The sequence below is a fragment of the Chromobacterium sphagni genome, assembly GCF_001855555.1.
Classification (GTDB): Bacteria; Pseudomonadota; Gammaproteobacteria; order Burkholderiales; family Chromobacteriaceae; genus Chromobacterium; species Chromobacterium sphagni.
On record NZ_MKCT01000050.1, the window covers coordinates 1 to 18,806 of the forward strand.

Consider the following 18,806-nt stretch of genomic DNA (forward strand, 5'->3'; position numbering starts at 1 on the left):
GCACGGCTACTCCTACTTCCTCAACTCGATGTACGACGACGAAGAAGAGTCCAAGCGCATCATCGCCACCGCCCGCCGCCCGGCAGGCAATGTGGTGATCGCCAACTCCGACTCCGACTGGAACCCGTACACCCACGCCGCCATCGACCAGGCATGGCGCGCCGTCAACGAGCTGAGCTGAACCACAGGAATACCGTGATGAAACTGATGAATACCTTGGGCCTTTTCGCCCTGCTGGCCGCCGCGCAGACGACGTTGGCCACCGCCGACACCGACAGCGTGCGCCGCGGTGCCTACCTCGCGCGCGTATCCGACTGCATCGCCTGCCACAGCGCGCCAGGCGGCAAACCCAATGCCGGCGGCCTGGCCATGGACACCCCAGTCGGCAAGATCTACTCCACCAACATCACGCCGGACAAGGAAACCGGCATCGGCGACTACAGCTACGAGGACTTCGCCCGCGCGCTGCGCCAGGGCGTGGCCAAGGACGGCCATTCGCTGTATCCGGCCATGCCCTATACCTCCTTCGCCCGCATCAACGACGCCGACATGCGCGACCTCTACGCCTACTTCATGCGCGGCGTGGCGCCGGTGGCGCAGGACAACCGCGACAGCGACATCCCGTGGCCGCTGTCGATGCGCTGGCCGCTGGCGTTGTGGCGCTGGTTCTTCCATGACGACAGCGCCTACCAGCCGACCGCCGGCCAGAGCGCGCAATGGAACCGCGGCGCCTACTTGGTGCAGGGCATGGCTCACTGCGGCACCTGTCACACCCCGCGCGGCGCGGCCTTCCAGGAAACGGCGCTCACCGACAAGAAGCCGGGCTACCTCACCGGCTCGCAGCTGGCCGGCTGGTACGCCGGCAACCTCACCGGCGACGCGCGCGAAGGCCTGGGGGGCTGGTCGGCGGAAGAACTGGTGGAATACCTGCAGAAAGGCCGCAACCGCTACACCGCCGCCTTCGGCCCGATGGCCGAAGTGGTGCATTACAGCACCCAGCACGTCAGCCACGACGATCTGACGGCGATGGCGGTCTACCTCAAGAGCCTGCCGGGCGCCGGCGCCGCCGATGTGAAGCCGGTGCGCACCGGCTCCGCGCTGTTCTTTGAAAACTGCGCCACCTGCCACCAGGCCAACGGCCAGGGCCACGACAACGTGGTACCGGCGCTGGCCGGCAGCTCGGCGGTGATGGCCCGCGACGCCACCTCGCTGATCCGCGTGGTGCTGGAGGGCGGCGTCAACACCCGCACCAGCCATCTGCCGTGGGAATACAGCATGCCCGGCTACGCGCAGCAGCTGTCCAACCAGGAAGTCGCCGACGTGCTGAGCTATATGCGCCAGAGCTGGGGCAACGCCGCCAGTCCGGTCGACGCGGACCAGGTGGCCGAAGTGCGCGGCGCCATCGCCAAGACCAGCCAGGCGCAATAAGCGCCAGGGACGCAAGAACGCCGCCGCATCTTTAATATGATGCGGCGGCGTTTGTCCTTGCCTCCCCAGGCGGGCTGACGGGACGGGCCCGTCAGCGATCAGGGCGCGTTCAGCGTGAACACATCGCCGCACTGGACGGTATTGCCGCGGCCGTAGACGCTGAGGGAGATCTGCCGCCCCGATTGCACCGCGCTGACGATGTCGCCGGTATTGAAGCAGTTGTACCAGGCGCCGCTGCGGTCGTTGATCACGCCCCAGGAATAGACGCCGCGGCCGGCGATCTTGTCGATGCCGGCCTTGGCGAGATCGACCTCGTAAGGATGGCCCGCCAGCGGCCCGCTCGCCCAGTTCACCGCCAGCCCGGTGGCGAAGCCGCCCACCGAAGGCCGGCAGCTGAGCGCGCCCTGCTGGCGGCCATCCGCCAAGGCGGAGGTGGTGAACGCGCACACCGCGCCGCTGCTGCCCACATAGCTGCCGGCGACGAACTGCAACCCCTGCGGGCTGGCCGACGGCTTGATGGTCTGGGCCGGCTTGCCTATCGCGCCATTCTTGTCCACTGGCAGGGTCAGGGTGATGTCGGAATAATGGATTTTGCCTGCCGCATCCTGGCTAGGCACCCGATACAGGCTGACGGTATTGCCGTTGGCGATCACGCTGGCGCCTTCCAGATTGACCACGGGCACCACGGCTGCCTGCCCCGCCGCGGCAAAGCCGCAGGACGCGGCCAATAACAAGAGTTTTTTCATCAAATGCGCGCTCCATCGCTGTGCGGTCTACCGGCAGCCGCCGGCTCATCCGCAACGGCCGCCGAAAACAAAGAATGGATAATATCAGCGCGCAAACATTGCCAAAAGCATGTTTTGAATGAAAGCGCGCCAGAAAATCGCTCCCCTGGCGCAAAACATCAGCGGCTGGACCGATACGTCGCATCGCCATACGGCGCGGCCCTGAATTCCGCCAGCGCCTCCGCTTGGGCAGACAAGGCGCTCAGTGCGGGATAAGGCCCGATGGGCACGATGTCGGCAATCATCTGCTGGCTGAAATTCCAGGCTACCGCGGCGGTCAACAACGCTTGATCCATCGATTCGCTGCGAATCTCCGGCAAACCCGGAGCGAACTCCCGCTCCAGCTCGTCATAAGCGGCCAGCAACTGGCCGCTTATCCGCTCCAGCCAGGGCTGGTACAGCATCTGCTCCGGCCGCAGCTTGCGTTCATAGACAATCTGCACGCTCTTCTCGCAGGCGGCCAGGGCCAGCCCCGTAAGCCGCAGGCCGCGCAGCAGCTGGCGCGGCTCGGACGGCAGCAGGCTGCGCGCCCCTGCAATCGATTCGGCATACTGCAGGATCAGTGTGGAGTCCATCAGCGCCGAGCCGTCGTCGCAAATCAGGGTCGGAGCCTTCACCACCGGATTGACGGCGCGGAAGTGGTCAAAGGTGCTGAACACCGATAAGGGCTGGTGCTCAAAAGGAATGTCCAGTAATTGCAGGGAAATCGCGACGCGACGGACATAGGGGGAATCCAGCATGCCAATCAGCTTCACAAGCGCTCCTTATCACAGTTGGGAATCAGCGGCCGGACCGCTCCTCTCCATCGCCCGGAACGCGACGAACCGGGTACAGCCACTGTAACAAAGACTCGTCGTCCTGATCCACCACCACCCCGCCGCGCAAGAAGCCCAGCTTCTGCGCCACCCGGGTCGAAGCCAGATTGTCCGCATTGATCTGCGCCAGGACCTCCAGCACTTCGCCGCTGTCCCGCGCGCGCTCCAGCAGCAGGCGCACCGCCATTGCCGCCGCGCCCAGCCCCCGGCAGGCGGGAGCGACCGAATAGCCTATCTCCACCCGGCCTGCGCATGGGCTTCCCTTGAAGCCGCAGGCTCCGACAATGCGCCGCTCGGCGTCGCGCATGTAAAACGGCAGACACCAGCGCTCGGGATCGCCGGCTCGCAGACGCTCCAGCGCCCGCGTCGCCACCCGCGGCGGCGGCATCGCCCCATCTACCGCCCGGCCCGACAAGCGGCGCGGCGTCAACGCCTGTTCGAGATCGACCAGTTCGCCTGCCGCAATCGGCTCAAGAAATATCTGCATTACGCCTCGCGCTGGAACGTTGGAAAAGATTAAAGGAAACGGACGTCCCCGATCCAGTTGCGGGCCAGGCGATCAGCCTCGCCCTCGCCGTCAAACGAAACCGGCTCATCGCAGCCCTCCGGAATGGACAGCGCTTCAAACGCATTGACGTTGACCACCGCGTATACATTGCCAGCAATCCGGCTGCTCACCAGCGGCACCACGCCGCATGCGGCGCAGACATGGAATTCGGCGGTGCCGGCGCCGGAACGGCAGCACGACACCCGCCCCGGCTCGCGGACGCTCACCCGCAAACTGCCATCGCGGCAAGAGGTCCACACCCCGCCATGCTTGCGGCAGAAGCTGCAGGCGCAACGCCGGGCTGGAATCTCAGCCGGCCCCGGCAACCAGTTCAGGTCGAACGAGATATTGCCGCAATGGCAAGCGCCATCGATTCGCCTTGTAATGGAACGCCGTTGCGCAGAGCATCCCGCCCGCCAAAGAGAACGGCCCGCTTGCGCGAGCCGTCGCATCCGCGCAAGCCCGGCATCAGCACGGAATATGCACGCTGTTCGATCCGGCGTACAGATTGACGCAGGACTTGCCCGACCCGGCACCCTTGACCGTGAAATGCCTGTCATTGGGCTGATGGCAGCCTTTGACCACGGTCAGCTTGCAGGCGCTCTTGTCTATCATCTGCTTCAGATCGCTGCTGTAGCCGGCCAGATAGGCGCTTGCGCCGGCCTGGGTATAGGCCTGCGCATTGCTATTGGCGGGCGAATCCCAGCCACTCTCGAAAACGATGCGCGCCTGCGCGGTGGAAGCCAGCAGCGCGCAAGCGCAATATGCGATCAACGGAACGCTCATCTTCACTCTCCCAGGGTTGACTTTCTTCATCAGTCAGAACGCCCTGCCCTGGCGCGCGTGAAAACAACAGACGCCTCACCCTTTGCGCTGATGCAGCACCCGGCGCACGTCCCGCGCCGCCTTCAATGGCGTGGCGGAAAAATTGGTGGCGGCGAAATGCCCCGCCTGGCGCGACGCCTGGGACATCGCTGCGCCCGAGGCGTAGCCCACTTCCAGCGCCTGGCGCATCACCGCTATCGGCGCGGCATCGTTGTCCGGCAGCTGCTGCCGCAAGCAGCGCCCCACGTCGGCCATCAGCCTTTCCGCGACCAGCATCAGCTCGCGCTGGGTATCGGCCTGAGCCTGCCACAGCGCGGCCCCGACCAGCAGGCCGCCGTCTATCCTTTTTTCCATCTCGCATTCGGACAAGGGAAAGCTGGGCGACAACGACGACAGCCAGGTGCTACAGACGTCCTCCTGCACCTCAAGCCAGCGCCGCTGCCCCCTCTCCATCGCACCGCAATACGTTTCCATCGCTCCGACGATCCAGCTGGCCATATGGCCTCCTCATCGATAGACGCAAGCCGCGTCTCAGGCAACAGATTGCGGGCACGGCAGTTTCCACACCGCCAACAGCTCCCGCAACAGGGTCTCCAGCACCGGATCACCCGCCCGGTCCGCCGGATAGACAAACTGCAAATCCGCGCTCTTGCGCAATTCCGGCACCAGCCAGACGCGGCCGTCGGCCTGCCAGGCCAGCGCATCCTCCTCGCGCACCAGCGCCACGCCGACGCCGGCGGCCACCAGTTCCAGAATCACCGACAGATGGTCGCTCTCCGCAACCTTCTTCGGCGAGATGTTCAACTCGCGCCACAATTCCGCGGTGATTTTCGACAGGCTGGAAAACTGCGAGATGCCCACCCATGGCAACTTGCCCAGTTCCTTGAGCTTGCCGCCCTCCAGTTGCTCCGCCCAGGACACGGGCAGCGCCACCCGGAACGACAACGTCTGCAGCGGCACGGTACTGACATTCATATAAGGGTTGCGGCCAAGATAGAAGCCGGCGTCCAGCTCTTTCTTGCGCACCAGGTTGAGCACATCCACCGACACCCCGTGGTTCAGTTGCACCTCCAGCAGCGGGTACGCCGCCACCAGCGCCGCCACCCATGGCCCCAGCTTGAGGATGTCCGGCATCAGGGTGACGCCTATCCTGGCCTGGCCAGCCAGCTGGCCTTTCAGCTTGCGCGCATGATTGATGATGTCGCGCGCCGCCCCCAGCACGCCCTGCGCTTCCGGCAACAGCTCCTGCCCGGCCCGGGTGAGGCTCACGCCGCCGGCGTTGCGCTCGAACAACTGCATGCCGACCTCCTCTTCCAGCGCCTTGATCTGGGCAGTCACCGCCGGTTGCGACAGATGCAACAGTTCGGCCGCCTGCGTCAGGTGGCCCTGCTGCGCCACGGTGACAAAGGTCCGCAACTGGTAGATTTCCATGCTCTTCCCTGCAGTTCGATCACAGAGGCCCGGCATGGCTGTCCGCCGGGCCAGTATATGCCAAATGTCGCCTAGGCTAGCACAGGGTTGCCCGTCCGCTCAAAAACAAACCGCCTGCCACTTCGGTTGCTGGCAGGCGGTTGACTCACGACGCGCGCATTGCGCATCGCATCAGTCGTCGTCCTCCTGCACCCAGCCGGGCGTGCGCTTGGCCATGAAGGCGGCTACGCCTTCCACTTGCTCGGAGCTCCCCACCAGGCCCAGCGTGGCGGCGCGTTCGCGCGCCAAGTGCTGTTCCAGAGTCAGGTTGGGGCTGTCTTCGATCAGTTTGCGCGCCACGGCCACCGCGTCCGGCCCCTGCGCGGCGACCTTGTTGGCCAGACTCACCGCCACGATCTTCGCGAAGCCCTGATCCACCACTTCCTCAATCAGGCCTATGCTCAACGCCTTTTCCGCATTCACCACCTCGCCGCCCAGAATGATGCGCTTGGCCCAGGACACCCCCACCTTGTCGGCCAGGGTCTTGGTGCCGCCGGCGGCCGGAATCAGGCCCACCTTGGCCTCCGGCAGGCCCAGCTTGGAGCCGCGTTCGGCGATGATGTAGTCGCACACCAGCGCGCACTCCAGGCCGCCGCCCAAGGCGTAGCCGTTCACCGCCGCCACGGTCACCCCGCGGTAGCCGCGTATCGCCTGCAGCGCATCGGCGAAGGCTTGCAACAGCACATCGGCTGCGGCCTTGTCGCCGGCGGCGAACTGCTTCAGGTCCGCTCCGGCGGAGAAGAAAGCGTCGCCCGCTCCGGTAATCACCACCGAGCGGACGGAATCATCGGCATTCAACGCCTGCAGCGTGGCGGTCAGCTCGTTCAGGCTTTCCGTCGTCAGCAGATTCGCCGGCAGGTTGGAAAGCGTGATGATGGCTGATTTGCCCAGCCGTTCAAGTGTCAGATACCTAGCCATATTGTGTTCCTCACTGTATCCCCATCTATCTTCGTTAGCCTCCCGGCCCGGATCGACCCCGCCTCTACAGCATGGCATCGCTCCCATTTCCGGCCCAGGGCTGGGGCCATCCACCGCGTCATTGCGTTGCAGCGTCTTGCGTCCAGGCGGACATTCTCTTTGCAAACTGTACTTTTAGCCAGTAGGCAAAACAATTATATCCAACCTTTTTTGTAGAATGCTTGTTTCAACAATGCCAAAAAGAATCAGACAAAACGGCTGTCATCCCCACGGCAAGTCCACGCGCCGCAGTATGCAACTTCGTCATGGTCCTCTGTTACCATAGAGCTTTCGTCGGCAGCTTGCGGCATGATTGAAACGAATTTCTGGATTTTGTTCTTGGCCGGACTGCTGGGCGGCGGCCACTGCGTGGGCATGTGCGGCGGCATCGTCGCCGCGCTCACCCTGCACCATCCGGCCGGAACTGCCCGCTGGCGCATCCTGGCCGGCTACAATCTTGGCCGCATCGCCAGCTATGCGCTGATCGGCGCGCTGCTGGGGGCGCTGGCCGCCAGCGGCCTCGGCCTCGCCGCCGCCCATCCCTACCAGCTGGCGCTGCTGGCGCTGGCCAACCTGATGCTGGTGGCGATGGGCCTGTACCTGGCCGGCTGGTCGGCCGCTATAGGCTCGCTGGAGAAACTCGGCCAGCCGGTATGGCGGCGCTTGCAGCCGCTGGCGGGCCGCATGCTGCCGATACGCGGCGCCGGCGGCGCGGTGGCGGTGGGCGCGGTATGGGGCTGGCTGCCCTGCGGCCTGGTCTACAGCGCGTCGATCTCGGCGCTGGCCAGCGGCTCGGCATGGCATGGCGCAGGGCTGATGCTGGCTTTCGGCCTGGGCACGCTGCCCAATCTGCTGCTGATGGGGGTGTTCGCCGACGGATTGCGGCGCTGGATGCAACAACGCCCAGTGCGGCTGGCGGCCGGACTGGGCGTGGCGGGACTGGGCGCGTATCGCCTGATCCAGCTGCTTATCTGAACGATTTCATGATGGTTTCGACGTTGTAGCGCACCAATCGCAGATAGCTGGGCGCCGGGCCCTGGGGGCCGGACAACGCGTCGGCGTACAATTGTCCGCCGATCTTCACCTTGGCTTCATTCGACAACTGCTGCAACAGGCGCTTGTCGCTCATATTCTCCATGAACACGGCAGTGACCTTTTCCTGGCGCACCTGGCGCACCAGTTGCGCCACGCCCTTGGCCGACGCCTCGGCCTCGGTGCTCACGCCCTGTATCGCCAGCACCTTCAACTGGTAATGCTCGCCCATGTAGCCGAAGGCGTCGTGCGAGGTCAGCATCTTGCGCCTGGCTGCCGGCACCGCGGCGAACTGCTTCTTCGCCCAGTCGTCCAGCGTCCGCACCTTGGCGGCGTAGTCGGCGGCGCGACGCTGGTATTCGGCCTTGCCGGCCGGGTCGGCCTGAATCAGGCCGGCACTGATATTCTTGATATAGATCTGCACCCGCGACGGATCGTGCCAGGCGTGGGGGTCCAGCTCGCCGTGATCATGGCCATGCTCGTCGGCGGCATGCTCCTCCTCCGGCGCCTGGCGGGTCTTGATGCCCTTGGCGGCCACCACGGTCACGCCTCGGAAGCTGGCCGCCTTGTCCAGCCTCGACATCCAGCCCTCCAGACCCAAGCCGTTCAACACCAGCACCTTGGCGGCGGACACTTTCTTGATGTCGGCTGGCGCTGGCTGGAACACGTGGGCGTCCTGGTCCGGCCCCACCAGCGACACCACCTCGACGCGGTCGCCGCCGATTTCGCGGGTCATGTCGGCGATGATGCTGAAACTGGCCACCACCGGCAGCTTGGCCAGCGCCAGCGCCGGCATGCCCAGCAGCAGCAAGGCGGCTAAAGTCTTCTTCATGCGGTTTTCCTCACTCTTACGATTCAAGATGGCGCGCGCGGATATAGCGCGGCAAAGCCCCGCCCACCGGCGCAAACAGCAAAGACAACAGGTAGACCACGCCGGCCAGCAGGATGATGGCCGGACCGGACGGCAGCTCGAAGTGGTAGGACAGCAGCAGGCCGCCCAGGCCGCTGGCGAAGGCGATGCCGACGGACAGCGCCAGCATCGCCTCGATGCGTTCGGTCCACAGCCGCGAGGTGATCGCCGGCAGCATCATCAGCCCCACCGCCATCAGCGTGCCCAGCGACTGGAAGCCGGCCACCAGGTTCAGCACCACCAGCATCAGGAACAGCAGATGCCACCAGGCGCCGCGCGCGCCCACCGCGCGCAGGTAGACCGGGTCCAGGCTTTCCAGCAGCAGCGGCCGGTAGATCAGCGCCAGGGTCAGCAAAGTAACGCTGGCCACGCCGGACACCAGGTACAGCGCGGCGTTGTCCACCGCCAGCACCGAGCCGAACAGGATATGCATCAGATCGACATTGCTGCCGCCGCGCGACACCAGCAGCACCCCCAATGACAGGGACAGCAGGTAGAAAGCGGCGAAGCTGGCGTCCTCCTTGATGCTGGTGAAGCGGGTGGCCAGGCCGGCCAGCAACGCCACCAGCACGCCGGCGACAAAGCCGCCCAGGCTCATCGCCGGCAAGCTGAGGCCGGCGAACATGAAGCCGACGGCGGCGCCGGGCAGCACCGCGTGGCTCATCGCGTCGCCCATCAGGCTCATGCGCCGCATCACCAGGAACAGCCCTATCGGTCCGGAGCCCAGCGCCAACGCCAGGCAGCCGGCCAGCGCGCGGCGCATGAAGGCGAATTCGACGAAGGGCGAAATCAGTAGATCGTACAGATGTTGCATCAGGCTCTCGCTCCGTCCAGGCCGCAGACCGGCGCTTGCGCCTGCCAATGGGCGGCGGTTTCCACCGCGCGCCGCAGATTGTCCTCGCTCAGCACCGCGGCGCTGTCGCCCCAGGCGATCACCTCGCGCGCCATCAGCAGCGTGTGCGGGAAATGGGTCCTGACCTGCAGCGCGTCGTGCAGCACCGCGATCACGGTGCGGCCCTCCTTGCGCCACTGCGCCACCAGCCGCAGCAGGTCTTCGGTGGTCTTGGCGTCCACCGCGTTGAAAGGCTCGTCCAGCAGGATCAGCCTGGCGTCCTGCACCAGGATGCGGGCGAACAGCACACGCTGAAACTGGCCGCTGGACAGCGCGGCGATGGGCCGCAAGGCGAAATCCGCCAGCCCCACCTGCTCCAGCGCCGCCAGCGAGCGCTCCACGCCGGCGCGCCCCACCTTGCCGAACGGCCCGCTCTTGTGCCACAGGCCGGTGCCCACCAGCTCCAACACGCTCACCGGCATGCTGCGGTCGATTTCGGCCTGCTGCGGCAGATAGGCGATGTCGGCGCGGCGATAGCCGTTCAGGTCCACATTGCCGGAATCCGGCGTCAGCGCGCCTATCATCGCCTTCAGCAGCGTGCTCTTGCCGGCGCCGTTCGGCCCGCAGATGGCGGTGGCGTCGCCTTCGGCGAAGCGGCCGCTGATGTGATGCACCGCGGGGTGGCGCTGGTAAGACACCGTGAGATTGTTCAGGACGATGCTCATGCCAGCTCCTGCAATGCCCACCACACCAGCAGCCACAGGGCGGCGAGCGGCAGCAACGCCAGCGCCAGGCGCTGGCCGGCAGACATCGCCAGCAGGCTGAGCGGCGCGCGCAGCGTGGCCGGGGTCAGATGTTGATGGCTATGCGGGCGGTGGGGGGCGTGGCCATGCGAATGGCCGCCTGACGATTCGCTCATTCCAGGCACTCCTTCAGCCATTGCTCCATCTGGGCAGCGTCGAATTGCGGCGCAATCAGCTCGAAGCGGCTGTCGCGGCGCCAGGACACCTGGGCGGCGCCCCACTGCCCGGCCGCCCAGTTCAGCCACACCCAGCTGTCCAGCACGCGGAACACGCCCTTGGCGCGCACGAGACCCGGCACCTTCTTAGGCAAATCGTCGAACAGCCGCGTCAGACGCTCGCCGTCGAAATTCAGTTCCGGCTCGAAGGTCCAGCCGGCCGACTGCCATTCGCTGGCGATGTCCGGCAGCACCGCAGGCCGGTAGCGCGGCTTGGCCGCCAGCTCGGCGTCCAGCCAGGCCACGTCCAATTCGCCGTTGCGCACCTCACCCACAAGCGATTTGGGCGGAAACAGCGCCGCCGCCTGCTGGCGGAAGGCGTCCATGGTCGGGATGTCGGCGGTGTCTATCTTATTGGCCACCAGCACGTCGGCGATCGATATCTGGTCGCGGTACAGCGGCTGGCGATGGTAGTCGGGCTGGATGAACTGACGCGGGTCCACCAGCGTCAGCACCGCCGCCACCTCCAGCGCGTCGCCCAGCGGCTTGGCGCGCAGCTCGTCGATGACGCCGGCGGCGTGGGCCAGGCCGCTGGCTTCGACCAGCAAGCGGTCGGGCTTCTCGCGCCGCAGCAATGTCGCCACGGTGGCGGTCATTTGCGGACCGGCCACGCAGCACAGGCAGCCGCCGGCGATCTCCGCCACCGCCAGCTCGTCGTTCAGCAGCGCGGCGCCGTCTATGCCCACCTCGCCGAATTCGTTGACGATCACCGCCCACTTTTCATGCGCGGGACGATGGGAGATCAGATGTCGCAGCGCGGTGGTCTTGCCCACGCCCAGAAAGCCGGTAAACAGATTGACTTTGGTCTTGTTCATGATTGTTTGGCGCTTCAAATGGCACAGGACTGGCAACGGCCAGCCAGCACCAGGTTCTGCGGGCTGAGGGCGAAGCCTGCCGCCTGCGCCATTTCGCGCAAGGTGGCGAGGCCGCTGGCGGCGTCCACCTCATTGACGCGGCCGCATTGCTCGCACACCAGAATCAGGCTTTCATGCTGGCAATCGAAATGGTCGCAGACGATGAAGCCGTTGAGCGCATCCACCTTGTGCAGCAGGCCGTGCTCCACCAGAAAGTCCAGCGCGCGGTAGACCGTGGGAGGCGCGGCCGCGCCGCGCTCCTGCTGCAAGTCGGCCAGCACCTGGTAGGCCTTGACCACGCCGCTGCGCTTCAACACCAGCTCCAGCACCTGGCGGCGCAAGGCGGTGAGCTTGCTGCCGCGCCCGGCGCAATGCCGCTCGGCGGCGGCAAGATAAGAAGATTGGTCCATGGAAGCCATTGGGAAGGAAACCGGATCAGTAGATGTTGCAAATGTTACTATATAACATCACGAAGCGGCAACCCTTTACATATTGCGGGTTTTGACAGTCCCGACGCTGTGATACGCTGACCAGCGGCATTTTCCACCACTTCCAAAGGGATATTCATGAAAAAGATGTTGCTCGGCATGGCAGCGACGCTGATCGCCAGCCAAGCCATTGCCGCCGATCCGATCAGCCAGCGCAAGGACGCGCTCAAGCAGTACAAGCCGGTCATCGGCGCGATGGGAAAAATGGTGAAAGGCGACACGCCGTACAACAAGGACGAGTTCGCCAAGCTGGCCAGCCAGTTGGAAGCGCTGTCGCAAAAACCGTGGCAGTACTTCCCGGCAGGCAGCGGCGTCGGCAAGACCGATGCCCGCCCGGAAATCTGGAGCAAGCCGGCGGACTGGCAAAAGGCCATCGACAACCACCAAGCCGCCACCGCCAATCTGAAACAAGTGGCCCAGGCCGGCGACCTGGCCGCGGTCAAGAAGGCTTTTGCCGACACCCAGCAGACCTGCAAGGCCTGTCACAAGGACTTCCGCAAGGATTGATCTCCGGGGCCGTCCGGCCCCATTGCCCCCCTCTGCCGCTTTACTGCCGATATAATGGCCACCGGCCCGCAAATCGTCGCACGCCAGTTTGCCTACCCACAGTAGAGTGACCATGAAAAAGATACTGACCGCGCTGCTATTGGCAGCGATCGCCGTCCCCGCCGCCCACGCCGACACCCCGGCGGAAATCCGCACCAAAGCCTTCAAGAAGATGCTGCTGACTTTCGAGCCGCTGGGCATGGTGGCGCGCGACCGCGCGCCCTACAACAAGGCGCAGTTCCAGCAGCAGGCGGAAACGCTGAAACAGCTGGCCGCCGAGCCGTTCAAGCACTTCCCCGCCGGCAGCATCAGCGGCAGCAGCCGCGCCAAACCGGAAATCTGGAGCCAGCCGGCCAAGTTCGAGGCCGACCGCGACGCCTTCCTGAAGTCGGTGGGGATCTGGCCGCCATCGCTAAGAACGGCGACCTGGCAGCGGTCAAAAAGGGCTACGGCCAAGTGGCGCAAAACTGCAAAACCTGTCACGACAGCTTCCGCGGACCGGAAAAGTAAGCCTGCGATCACGCAAAAAAGCCGGCGCACGCCGGTTTTTTTGCCGAAACAAACCCTGCCGCTATTGCAGCAAGGCGAAGTACAAGCCCCCCGCCGACAGCAGCAATGCCAGCAAAGCCAGCGCGCCATGGGCGAAATGCAATTGCGGCTTGCGGCCAGCCATGCGCTTGTAGCCGGTCAGCATCGGCAGCAACAGATTCTGCTTCTTCACCACCCGATACAGAACGATGGCCGCCACGTGCAGCGCCACCAAACCCAGCAAGCCGTTGAACAACAGCTTGTGCACGCTGGTCAGCGACTCGGCCAGCGAACTGTCGACATGCCTGGCCAGCGGACCATCGAACAGATAGCTGTCCACATCTGCGGCAAACAAGCCGGTCAGCACCTGGAATGCCAGCGCCAACAACATCGCCACCACCATCCAGCCGCCCAGCGGGTTATGGCCGGGCGCCTCGTGCTCCGGCAATTCGCCCCTCAGATAGCGCAGGATGGCGCGCGGCCCCCTGACGAAGCTGGAGAAACGCGCGGTCTGGCTACCCGCCACGCCCCAGATCAGACGGAACAGCAGCAGCGACGCCATCGCCACCCCGCCATAGATGTGATACTGCAGCCACTCGCCGCCCCGCTCAGCGCAGAACCACATGGCGGCGAACAGCGCCACCAGCGTCCAGTGAAACAATCGGGTGGGCATATCCCATACCTTGACCTGCTGCGACATCATCGACTTCCCTTCCTGATCCGGCATCCCGCTATTTTGCCGCATCGCGGCGGCCAGGCATACCGCGCACCCGCAATCCACCTCAACAATGTGGTCAACCCAGCGCAATTTCCGCTCATTTTCGGTTAAGATTGTTGTTTCTCCGGCTGCGCGCTTGGCGCGGCCGGACCTGTTTTCCGCGACGGCCCTGAGTGGGCCGTTGTTTTCTACCGTGTTGGAGACCCAGTCAAATGACGCAAACCGCCCTTCTTCAGGATCTAGAGGCCCGTGGCCTGATCGCGCAAACTACCGATATGGCTGCGCTGCAAGACCTTCTGAACAAGGAAACGGTTACGCTTTATTGCGGCTTCGACCCCACCGCCGACAGCCTGCACATCGGCAGCCTGGTGCCCATCCTGATGCTCAAGCGCTTCCAGCAGGCGGGCCACCGCCCGGTGGCGCTGGTGGGCGGCGCCACCGGCATGATAGGCGACCCCAGCTTCAAGGCCAGCGAGCGCAAGCTGAACACTCCGGACATCATCGAAAGCTGGGTGGCGAAGATCCGCGCCCAGGTGGCGCCCTTCCTCAGCTTCGAAGGCGACAACGCCGCGGTGATGGCCAACAACTACGACTGGTTTGGCGGCATGGGCGCGCTGGAGTTCCTGCGCGACATCGGCAAGCACTTCTCGGTCAACGCCATGATCAAGAAAGAAGCGGTGCAGCAGCGCATCGCCCGCGAAGACCAGGGCATCTCCTACACCGAGTTCTCCTACAGCCTGCTGCAAGGCTACGATTTCTCGGAACTGAACCGCCGCCTGGGCTGCCAACTGCAGATCGGCGGCTCCGACCAGTGGGGCAACATCACCGCCGGCACCGACCTTACCCGCCGTCTGAACCAGACCCAGGTCTTCGGCCTGACCATGCCGCTGGTGACCAAGTCCGACGGCACCAAGTTCGGCAAGACCGAATCCGGCACCATCTGGCTGGACGCCAAGAAGACTTCTCCCTATGCCTTCTACCAGTTCTGGCTGGCCACCGCCGATGCCGACGTCTACAAGTTCCTGCGCTACTTCTCCTTCCTATCGGTAGCGGAAATCGCCGCCATCGAAGAAGCGGACAAGAACCGCGAAGGCAAGCCGGAAGCCAGCGCATCCTGGCGGAACAGGTGACCGCGCTGGTGCACGGCCAGGCCGCGCTGGAAGCGGCGCAGCGCATCACCCACAGCCTGTTCAGCAACGATCTGTCCAGCCTCACGGCGGAGGACTTTGCCCAACTGGCACAAGACGGCCTGCCCTGCGTCAAGCTGGAAGCGGCCCACAGCGGCCTGGTGGACGCGCTGGCCGCGGCAAGCCTCGCCAAGTCCAAGACCGAGGCGCGCACCTTCATCCAGAGCGGCGCGGTCAGCATCAACGGCGTCAAAGCGGAAAGTCTGGATCATGCCATCCGCGCAGAAGAGCGCCTGTTCGGCCAGTACACGCTGCTCAAGCGCGGCAAGAAGCTGTACGCGCTGGTGGACTGGCAGTAAGCCTGCCGCGGCAAACCCAAAAGCCCGTCGATTGACGGGCTTTTTTGCGCCTGGCCGCCGGCTAGACCACGCTGAAGGCTTCCCCGGTGGCGAAGAACGCCCCGCCGGCGATGTAATGCAGGCTGCGCCGGACATCGTCGGAAAAGTGCCAGCGGCCGTCGCGGAACACCCCGTCGTCGGCCTGCGCGGCCACCACTTCGCCGATGAACAGGTCGTAGCGCTGCTGGTTGTGCGGCTCCGGCACCACCTTGCATTCCAGGTAGGCCAGGCAATCCGCCACGCGCGGCGCTCCGACCCGCTGCGCCGGCTGCGGCTGTAAACCGCTGACGGAAAACTTGTTCCGCTCACGCCCGCTGTCCGAGCCCGCGCTCAGCACCTGCCCGCCTGCGCGCGGCAGGGAATATTGAGGATAAACTCGCCGGAGACCTCGATCAGCTCGCGGCTATAGGTGGATTTGTCGATCACCACCAGCACCTTGGGCGGGTCGAAATCCAGCGGCATCGCCCAGGCCGCCGCCATCACGTTTTGCCGCCCGCCCGCCGCGCTGCTCACCAGCACGGTGGGGCCGTGGTTCAGCAACCGGTAGGCCTTGGCCAGTTCCACATCCGCCAGCATCGCCGTCTCCTTGCGCAAAACCACCATTCTAGCAGCAGCAAATCAATGCAGCGCCGGCAATTCCAACTGGCACAGCTGGCGCTGCAGCTGCGCGTCACGCGCCAGGATCTCCTCGAACAGCTTGCTGCGCGCGGCGATGTGGTGATCGAAGCGCCAGTCCCTAAGCAAGGCCATGCCCAGCTCGAAATACTGTGGCTCAATCTGGAACAGGCGCCGCAGATCGAAAGGCACGCCCAATTGCAGATTCGCGACCAGTTGCAACAATACCTCGGTCTGTTGTCGATCCACGCTCTGTTCCAGCAACAGGCGTATCTTCTTTGCTGCGTTCACACATATTCCATGCTCAAAATGACATAAAAATTTAGCATGGAATAAATATTTTCGTAACTGACTTTTCGTGCCGGCCATATAACAAAAAAGGCCCGGGGTTCGCCGGGCCAGTTTGCCATTATCCTCAAGCACAAAGACAGAGGAGATGTCATCGTGATGACAGTTGCGTTATAGACAAGATATTGCTGCACTGCAAGATCAAGCGCATCAGAAAATATACATGGCGCCGCTGCCCAAGGGATTGCTGCTGCCGGCAAAACCTATATACACGCTGCGGCCATAGAAAAATGGCAGGCCCCAGTCGAAATCGCCGGAAAGGCTGCCCGTCATCGGCGCCCCGATGCTGGGAAAAGCCGCATAACTGCTGTTGTTGAGCACTTGCGCGTCGATCAGATTGAAATTGACCGTACTGCTGCTGCTGCCGCTGGACAGGGTGGCGCTCAAATTAAGCTGCGAACCCGGGCAATACCAAGTGCTGCCGGCTACTTGGCAAGTGGTGATGCTGTTGTCGGTGAAATACAGAATGTTGGAACCGCTGTCGATGAAGCTGGGGTAAGTCTGTCCCTTGTAAATGCCGGTGATGGTGAAGCCATCGCTGGAAACCCGATAGGCCTTGGCCGAAGAGGCAATCGCGTTGTTGGACTGGGTACCGATGCCAAAGGTCAGGCTGCCCTGCACCGTCGCCTGGCCTGTTATCGGTATGCTGGGCAATTGCAACAGCACGCCGTTATTGTCGGCGGCGAAGCTCGCCACCGGATTGGACACCTGTTGCGCCAGCGGCACGGTGCCAGGCTGGCAAGTCAATGCGGTCGGGCACTGATAATAGAAACCGCTCACGACCGTATTGGCGCAACTACTGCCGCAATCCTGTTTGTTGAGGCCGACGCCTATGATGCCGTTGGCCCCCAATCCAGCCAGATTCCCCTCGTTGGAGCCGGTATTCGCGCAAGCGGAGGGCACGGTGGTGTAAACCGGGTCCGAAATCACCTGGATTGGCACCGAACTAGCCACCTCCCCCGCCATCCGCACATCCGCCACATTGACCGCGCCCCAGGTATAGCCATCGGCGAACTGCGCGCACTCCACCACTTGCCTGCCGTTTACCAGCTGGCTGCCCAGAGCATTCCGCACTGAACTCCCCAGTACCGACGACAGCACCCGCAGGCCGCTGGAGCCGGTATCCACCAGCACATGATCTATGGTCTGACAGTTGCTGGTGCTGCCCGGCGCGCACAAGGTCACCGACACATAGGGAATATTCAACTGCCCCAGAGCACCGCTGGGACCGTTGTCCACCGTCATGGTTACATTATTGGCAGTGCTGCTGCCATTGTTGCCGTTGGAAATCGAAGCGCCATCCCCGCCACCGCCGCCGCCTCCGCAACCCGCCAGAGCCAGGATCAACACGAACAAGCCAAACAGAATCTTTTTCATGTCGCCCCCTATTTAAGTTGATCCGGCGTGACACCAACCGGCATCAGCGCGCTGTCGTAGGCAAAGCCCTTGAATGCCCCCATGCGGCCGTGCGAGCGCACGATGAAGCTACCAACCTGCCCCTGCATCACATTCAAGCCATTGCGGTTGCTTTGCTGGGCCTGACGGTAGGCGGGAAAATAACTGCCCAGCAATTGCTGCAGATCAGGCTGGCTGCTGCCGCTCCAGGCCACAGCGAATACCGTGCCGTTGGACGCGGCATACTGCTTGATCAGCCGCCCGGCCGCATCCTGGCTCTGCTGCACGCGGAAAGCCCCGCCAGTCGGACTGAGCGCGGCCATCTGTCTGCCGGAGCCAGTTGCCGTCGGCGCGGAGTCCAGTCTCTGCCCAAGCTCGGCGCAGGCCAGGGCAGGCACGGCGAGCAACAACAACAACAAAACATTCGAAGATGCCTTCATCATTTTGTTTTCCTCTTGCGTTTAGCCAAGACTGCGATGCCACGCCATCACAATGGCATGATTTCAGCCACTTAACACCTTCAGCATACAAGATTGCCAGCTTGGCGACCCGCTCCAGCTTGTTAATAAAAAACGGGAGGCCAAGGCCTCCCGCTTTCCCTCTCCCAGCCGCCCGGCCACACCAAAACCGCCGCGCCGCGTTGTCCTTTCACATCAGTAAGTTAACTCGTCATGCCGGGTATCCACCCACTGCCCCGCCCCGAGCGACAGCATCAGCAAGGCCACGCGCTCATGCACGATCACGGTATGGGTGTTGCCGGAAAACTGCATGTAGCGCCGCAGATCCTCCCTCACCTTGCGCGAGCCGGTGACGTCGATGATGATGTCCACCCGCTCGCCCTGTTCTGCGATCTCGATGAAATTGGCAGTGACCGCCACGCCCCGCTCCTTGGCCAGCAGCACCCCCGGCAGTTGCAGATCCAGATCCGCCACCCCCACCATCTCCACAAATGGCGCATCCAGCAGCTGCTTCAGCAAAGGCGTTCCGGTCTCTCCCACGCCAACCATGCCGATTCTGAATTTTTGCATATATCCCCACCTGTCCATTTATGCCTAGCGTATAAGCGCCATCACTGTAGATCATTGATTGCAAAACCGACTTGAGGCAGGTCAAACCCCGACCGTCAAATGACATGGCCCGGCGCGAGCCGGGCCATCCCGTTGCAGGCAT

General features: G+C 63.9%; 26 protein-coding genes and 2 pseudogenes. 7 read left to right on the forward strand and 21 right to left on the reverse strand.

Annotation, left to right across the window (positions count from 1 at the left end):
* Together BI344_RS16470 and BI344_RS16475 are read left to right on the forward strand one after the other, a co-directional pair.
* The coding region (locus BI344_RS16470; protein ID WP_139167059.1) for a hypothetical protein at positions 1–181 on the forward strand (181 nt) is incomplete at its 5' end.
* Between the two features lie 17 nt (positions 182–198).
* Entirely contained in the window at positions 199–1,428 is a 1,230-nt protein-coding gene (locus tag BI344_RS16475; RefSeq protein WP_071113959.1) for a c-type cytochrome, read from the forward strand.
* Positions 1,429–1,526: 98 nt separating this feature from the next.
* Here the strand turns inward: BI344_RS16475 and BI344_RS16480 are convergent, their stop codons facing one another.
* The 8 genes from BI344_RS16480 to BI344_RS16515 all read right to left on the reverse strand — a co-directional run bounded on the left by BI344_RS16480 (position 1,527) and on the right by BI344_RS16515 (position 6,788).
* Positions 1,527–2,174 carry a hypothetical protein gene (locus tag BI344_RS16480; RefSeq protein WP_139167060.1) on the reverse strand — a complete coding sequence of 216 codons (648 nt, stop codon included), beginning with the start codon at positions 2,172–2,174 and terminating at the stop codon, positions 1,527–1,529.
* A 158-nt stretch (positions 2,175–2,332) separates the two neighbouring features.
* A complete protein-coding gene (locus tag BI344_RS16485) occupies positions 2,333–2,968 on the reverse strand; it encodes a glutathione S-transferase (protein ID WP_071113961.1) in 636 nt (211 codons plus the stop codon).
* Between the two features lie 25 nt (positions 2,969–2,993).
* On the reverse strand, positions 2,994–3,515 hold the full coding sequence (locus BI344_RS16490) for a GNAT family N-acetyltransferase (RefSeq protein ID WP_071113962.1): 522 nt from the start codon (positions 3,513–3,515) through the stop codon (positions 2,994–2,996).
* A 29-nt stretch (positions 3,516–3,544) separates the two neighbouring features.
* Positions 3,545–4,135 (reverse strand): GFA family protein, encoded by a 591-nt coding sequence (locus BI344_RS26330; protein WP_479415226.1) that lies wholly within the window; start codon positions 4,133–4,135, stop codon positions 3,545–3,547.
* Complete coding sequence (locus tag BI344_RS16500) at positions 4,044–4,361, reverse strand: hypothetical protein (protein ID WP_071113963.1); 318 nt, start codon at positions 4,359–4,361, stop codon at positions 4,044–4,046. Before BI344_RS16500 ends, BI344_RS26330 begins: the two co-directional genes overlap by 92 nt.
* Before the next feature lie 75 nt (positions 4,362–4,436).
* Positions 4,437–4,898, reverse strand: coding sequence for a hypothetical protein (locus tag BI344_RS16505; RefSeq protein WP_071113964.1), 462 nt, complete (start codon positions 4,896–4,898; stop codon positions 4,437–4,439).
* Positions 4,899–4,931: 33 nt separating this feature from the next.
* Positions 4,932–5,831, reverse strand: a complete 900-nt coding sequence (locus BI344_RS16510) for a LysR family transcriptional regulator (protein ID WP_071113965.1) — start codon at positions 5,829–5,831, stop codon at positions 4,932–4,934.
* A gap of 171 nt (positions 5,832–6,002) precedes the next feature.
* Positions 6,003–6,788 carry an enoyl-CoA hydratase gene (locus tag BI344_RS16515; protein WP_071113966.1) on the reverse strand — a complete coding sequence of 262 codons (786 nt, stop codon included), beginning with the start codon at positions 6,786–6,788 and terminating at the stop codon, positions 6,003–6,005.
* A gap of 348 nt (positions 6,789–7,136) precedes the next feature.
* Between BI344_RS16515 and BI344_RS16520 the strand changes: the two genes are divergently transcribed.
* Positions 7,137–7,802: a sulfite exporter TauE/SafE family protein gene (locus BI344_RS16520; RefSeq protein ID WP_071113967.1), complete on the forward strand. Its 666-nt coding sequence runs from the start codon at positions 7,137–7,139 to the stop codon at positions 7,800–7,802.
* On the opposite strand, the gene BI344_RS16525 is transcribed toward BI344_RS16520, so the two are convergent.
* From BI344_RS16525 to BI344_RS16550, 6 genes are read right to left on the reverse strand one after another with little or no spacing between them, the layout of a single operon-like run.
* Positions 7,795–8,691 (reverse strand): metal ABC transporter substrate-binding protein, encoded by an 897-nt coding sequence (locus tag BI344_RS16525; protein WP_071113968.1) that lies wholly within the window; start codon positions 8,689–8,691, stop codon positions 7,795–7,797. The two genes, BI344_RS16520 and BI344_RS16525, sit on opposite strands and share 8 nt — an antisense overlap.
* Before the next feature lie 16 nt (positions 8,692–8,707).
* Entirely contained in the window at positions 8,708–9,583 is an 876-nt protein-coding gene (locus BI344_RS16530) for a metal ABC transporter permease (protein ID WP_071113969.1), read from the reverse strand.
* Positions 9,583–10,326, reverse strand: coding sequence for a metal ABC transporter ATP-binding protein (locus tag BI344_RS16535; RefSeq protein ID WP_071113970.1), 744 nt, complete (start codon positions 10,324–10,326; stop codon positions 9,583–9,585). Before BI344_RS16535 ends, BI344_RS16530 begins: the two co-directional genes overlap by 1 nt.
* On the reverse strand, positions 10,323–10,520 hold the full coding sequence (locus tag BI344_RS16540) for a hypothetical protein (RefSeq protein WP_071113971.1): 198 nt from the start codon (positions 10,518–10,520) through the stop codon (positions 10,323–10,325). Before BI344_RS16540 ends, BI344_RS16535 begins: the two co-directional genes overlap by 4 nt.
* The gene (locus BI344_RS16545; RefSeq protein WP_071113972.1) at positions 10,517–11,434 is read right to left on the reverse strand and encodes a CobW family GTP-binding protein; all 918 of its coding nucleotides are present in this window, start codon (positions 11,432–11,434) and stop codon (positions 10,517–10,519) included. Before BI344_RS16545 ends, BI344_RS16540 begins: the two co-directional genes overlap by 4 nt.
* Positions 11,435–11,448: 14 nt before the next feature.
* Positions 11,449–11,883: a Fur family transcriptional regulator gene (locus BI344_RS16550; protein ID WP_083339048.1), complete on the reverse strand. Its 435-nt coding sequence runs from the start codon at positions 11,881–11,883 to the stop codon at positions 11,449–11,451.
* Between the two features lie 156 nt (positions 11,884–12,039).
* Between BI344_RS16550 and BI344_RS16555 the strand changes: the two genes are divergently transcribed.
* From BI344_RS16555 to BI344_RS25885, 3 genes and pseudogenes are all read left to right on the forward strand, one after another.
* The gene (locus BI344_RS16555; protein WP_071113974.1) at positions 12,040–12,468 is read left to right on the forward strand and encodes a c-type cytochrome; all 429 of its coding nucleotides are present in this window, start codon (positions 12,040–12,042) and stop codon (positions 12,466–12,468) included.
* Positions 12,469–12,706: 238 nt separating this feature from the next.
* Positions 12,707–12,841 (forward strand): annotated as a pseudogene (locus BI344_RS25880) (cytochrome c); the annotation flags it as partial.
* A 92-nt stretch (positions 12,842–12,933) separates the two neighbouring features.
* Entirely contained in the window at positions 12,934–13,017 is an 84-nt protein-coding gene (locus BI344_RS25885; protein WP_277620463.1) for a cytochrome c, read from the forward strand.
* A gap of 61 nt (positions 13,018–13,078) precedes the next feature.
* Here the strand turns inward: BI344_RS25885 and BI344_RS16565 are convergent, their stop codons facing one another.
* Positions 13,079–13,738, reverse strand: coding sequence for a cytochrome b/b6 domain-containing protein (locus BI344_RS16565; protein WP_239690940.1), 660 nt, complete (start codon positions 13,736–13,738; stop codon positions 13,079–13,081).
* 227 nt (positions 13,739–13,965) lie between these two features.
* On the opposite strand from BI344_RS16565, the pseudogene tyrS reads away from it, so the two are divergent.
* A pseudogene (gene tyrS, locus BI344_RS16570) lies at positions 13,966–15,239 on the forward strand (tyrosine--tRNA ligase).
* 61 nt (positions 15,240–15,300) lie between these two features.
* Here tyrS and BI344_RS16575 read toward each other — a convergent pair.
* From BI344_RS16575 to BI344_RS16595, 6 genes are all read right to left on the reverse strand, one after another.
* Positions 15,301–15,615: a flavin reductase family protein gene (locus BI344_RS16575; protein WP_277620460.1), complete on the reverse strand. Its 315-nt coding sequence runs from the start codon at positions 15,613–15,615 to the stop codon at positions 15,301–15,303.
* Complete coding sequence (locus BI344_RS25890; protein ID WP_277620461.1) at positions 15,609–15,854, reverse strand: flavin reductase family protein; 246 nt, start codon at positions 15,852–15,854, stop codon at positions 15,609–15,611. Before BI344_RS25890 ends, BI344_RS16575 begins: the two co-directional genes overlap by 7 nt.
* Before the next feature lie 42 nt (positions 15,855–15,896).
* Positions 15,897–16,184 (reverse strand): hypothetical protein, encoded by a 288-nt coding sequence (locus tag BI344_RS16580; protein WP_071113976.1) that lies wholly within the window; start codon positions 16,182–16,184, stop codon positions 15,897–15,899.
* A gap of 207 nt (positions 16,185–16,391) precedes the next feature.
* Positions 16,392–17,618, reverse strand: a complete 1,227-nt coding sequence (locus BI344_RS16585; RefSeq protein ID WP_071113977.1) for a DUF3443 domain-containing protein — start codon at positions 17,616–17,618, stop codon at positions 16,392–16,394.
* 8 nt (positions 17,619–17,626) lie between these two features.
* Entirely contained in the window at positions 17,627–18,079 is a 453-nt protein-coding gene (locus BI344_RS16590) for a DUF2844 domain-containing protein (RefSeq protein ID WP_071113978.1), read from the reverse strand.
* A gap of 210 nt (positions 18,080–18,289) precedes the next feature.
* Complete coding sequence (locus BI344_RS16595; RefSeq protein WP_071113979.1) at positions 18,290–18,664, reverse strand: oxidoreductase; 375 nt, start codon at positions 18,662–18,664, stop codon at positions 18,290–18,292.
* Between the last annotated feature and the right edge of the window lie 142 nt (positions 18,665–18,806).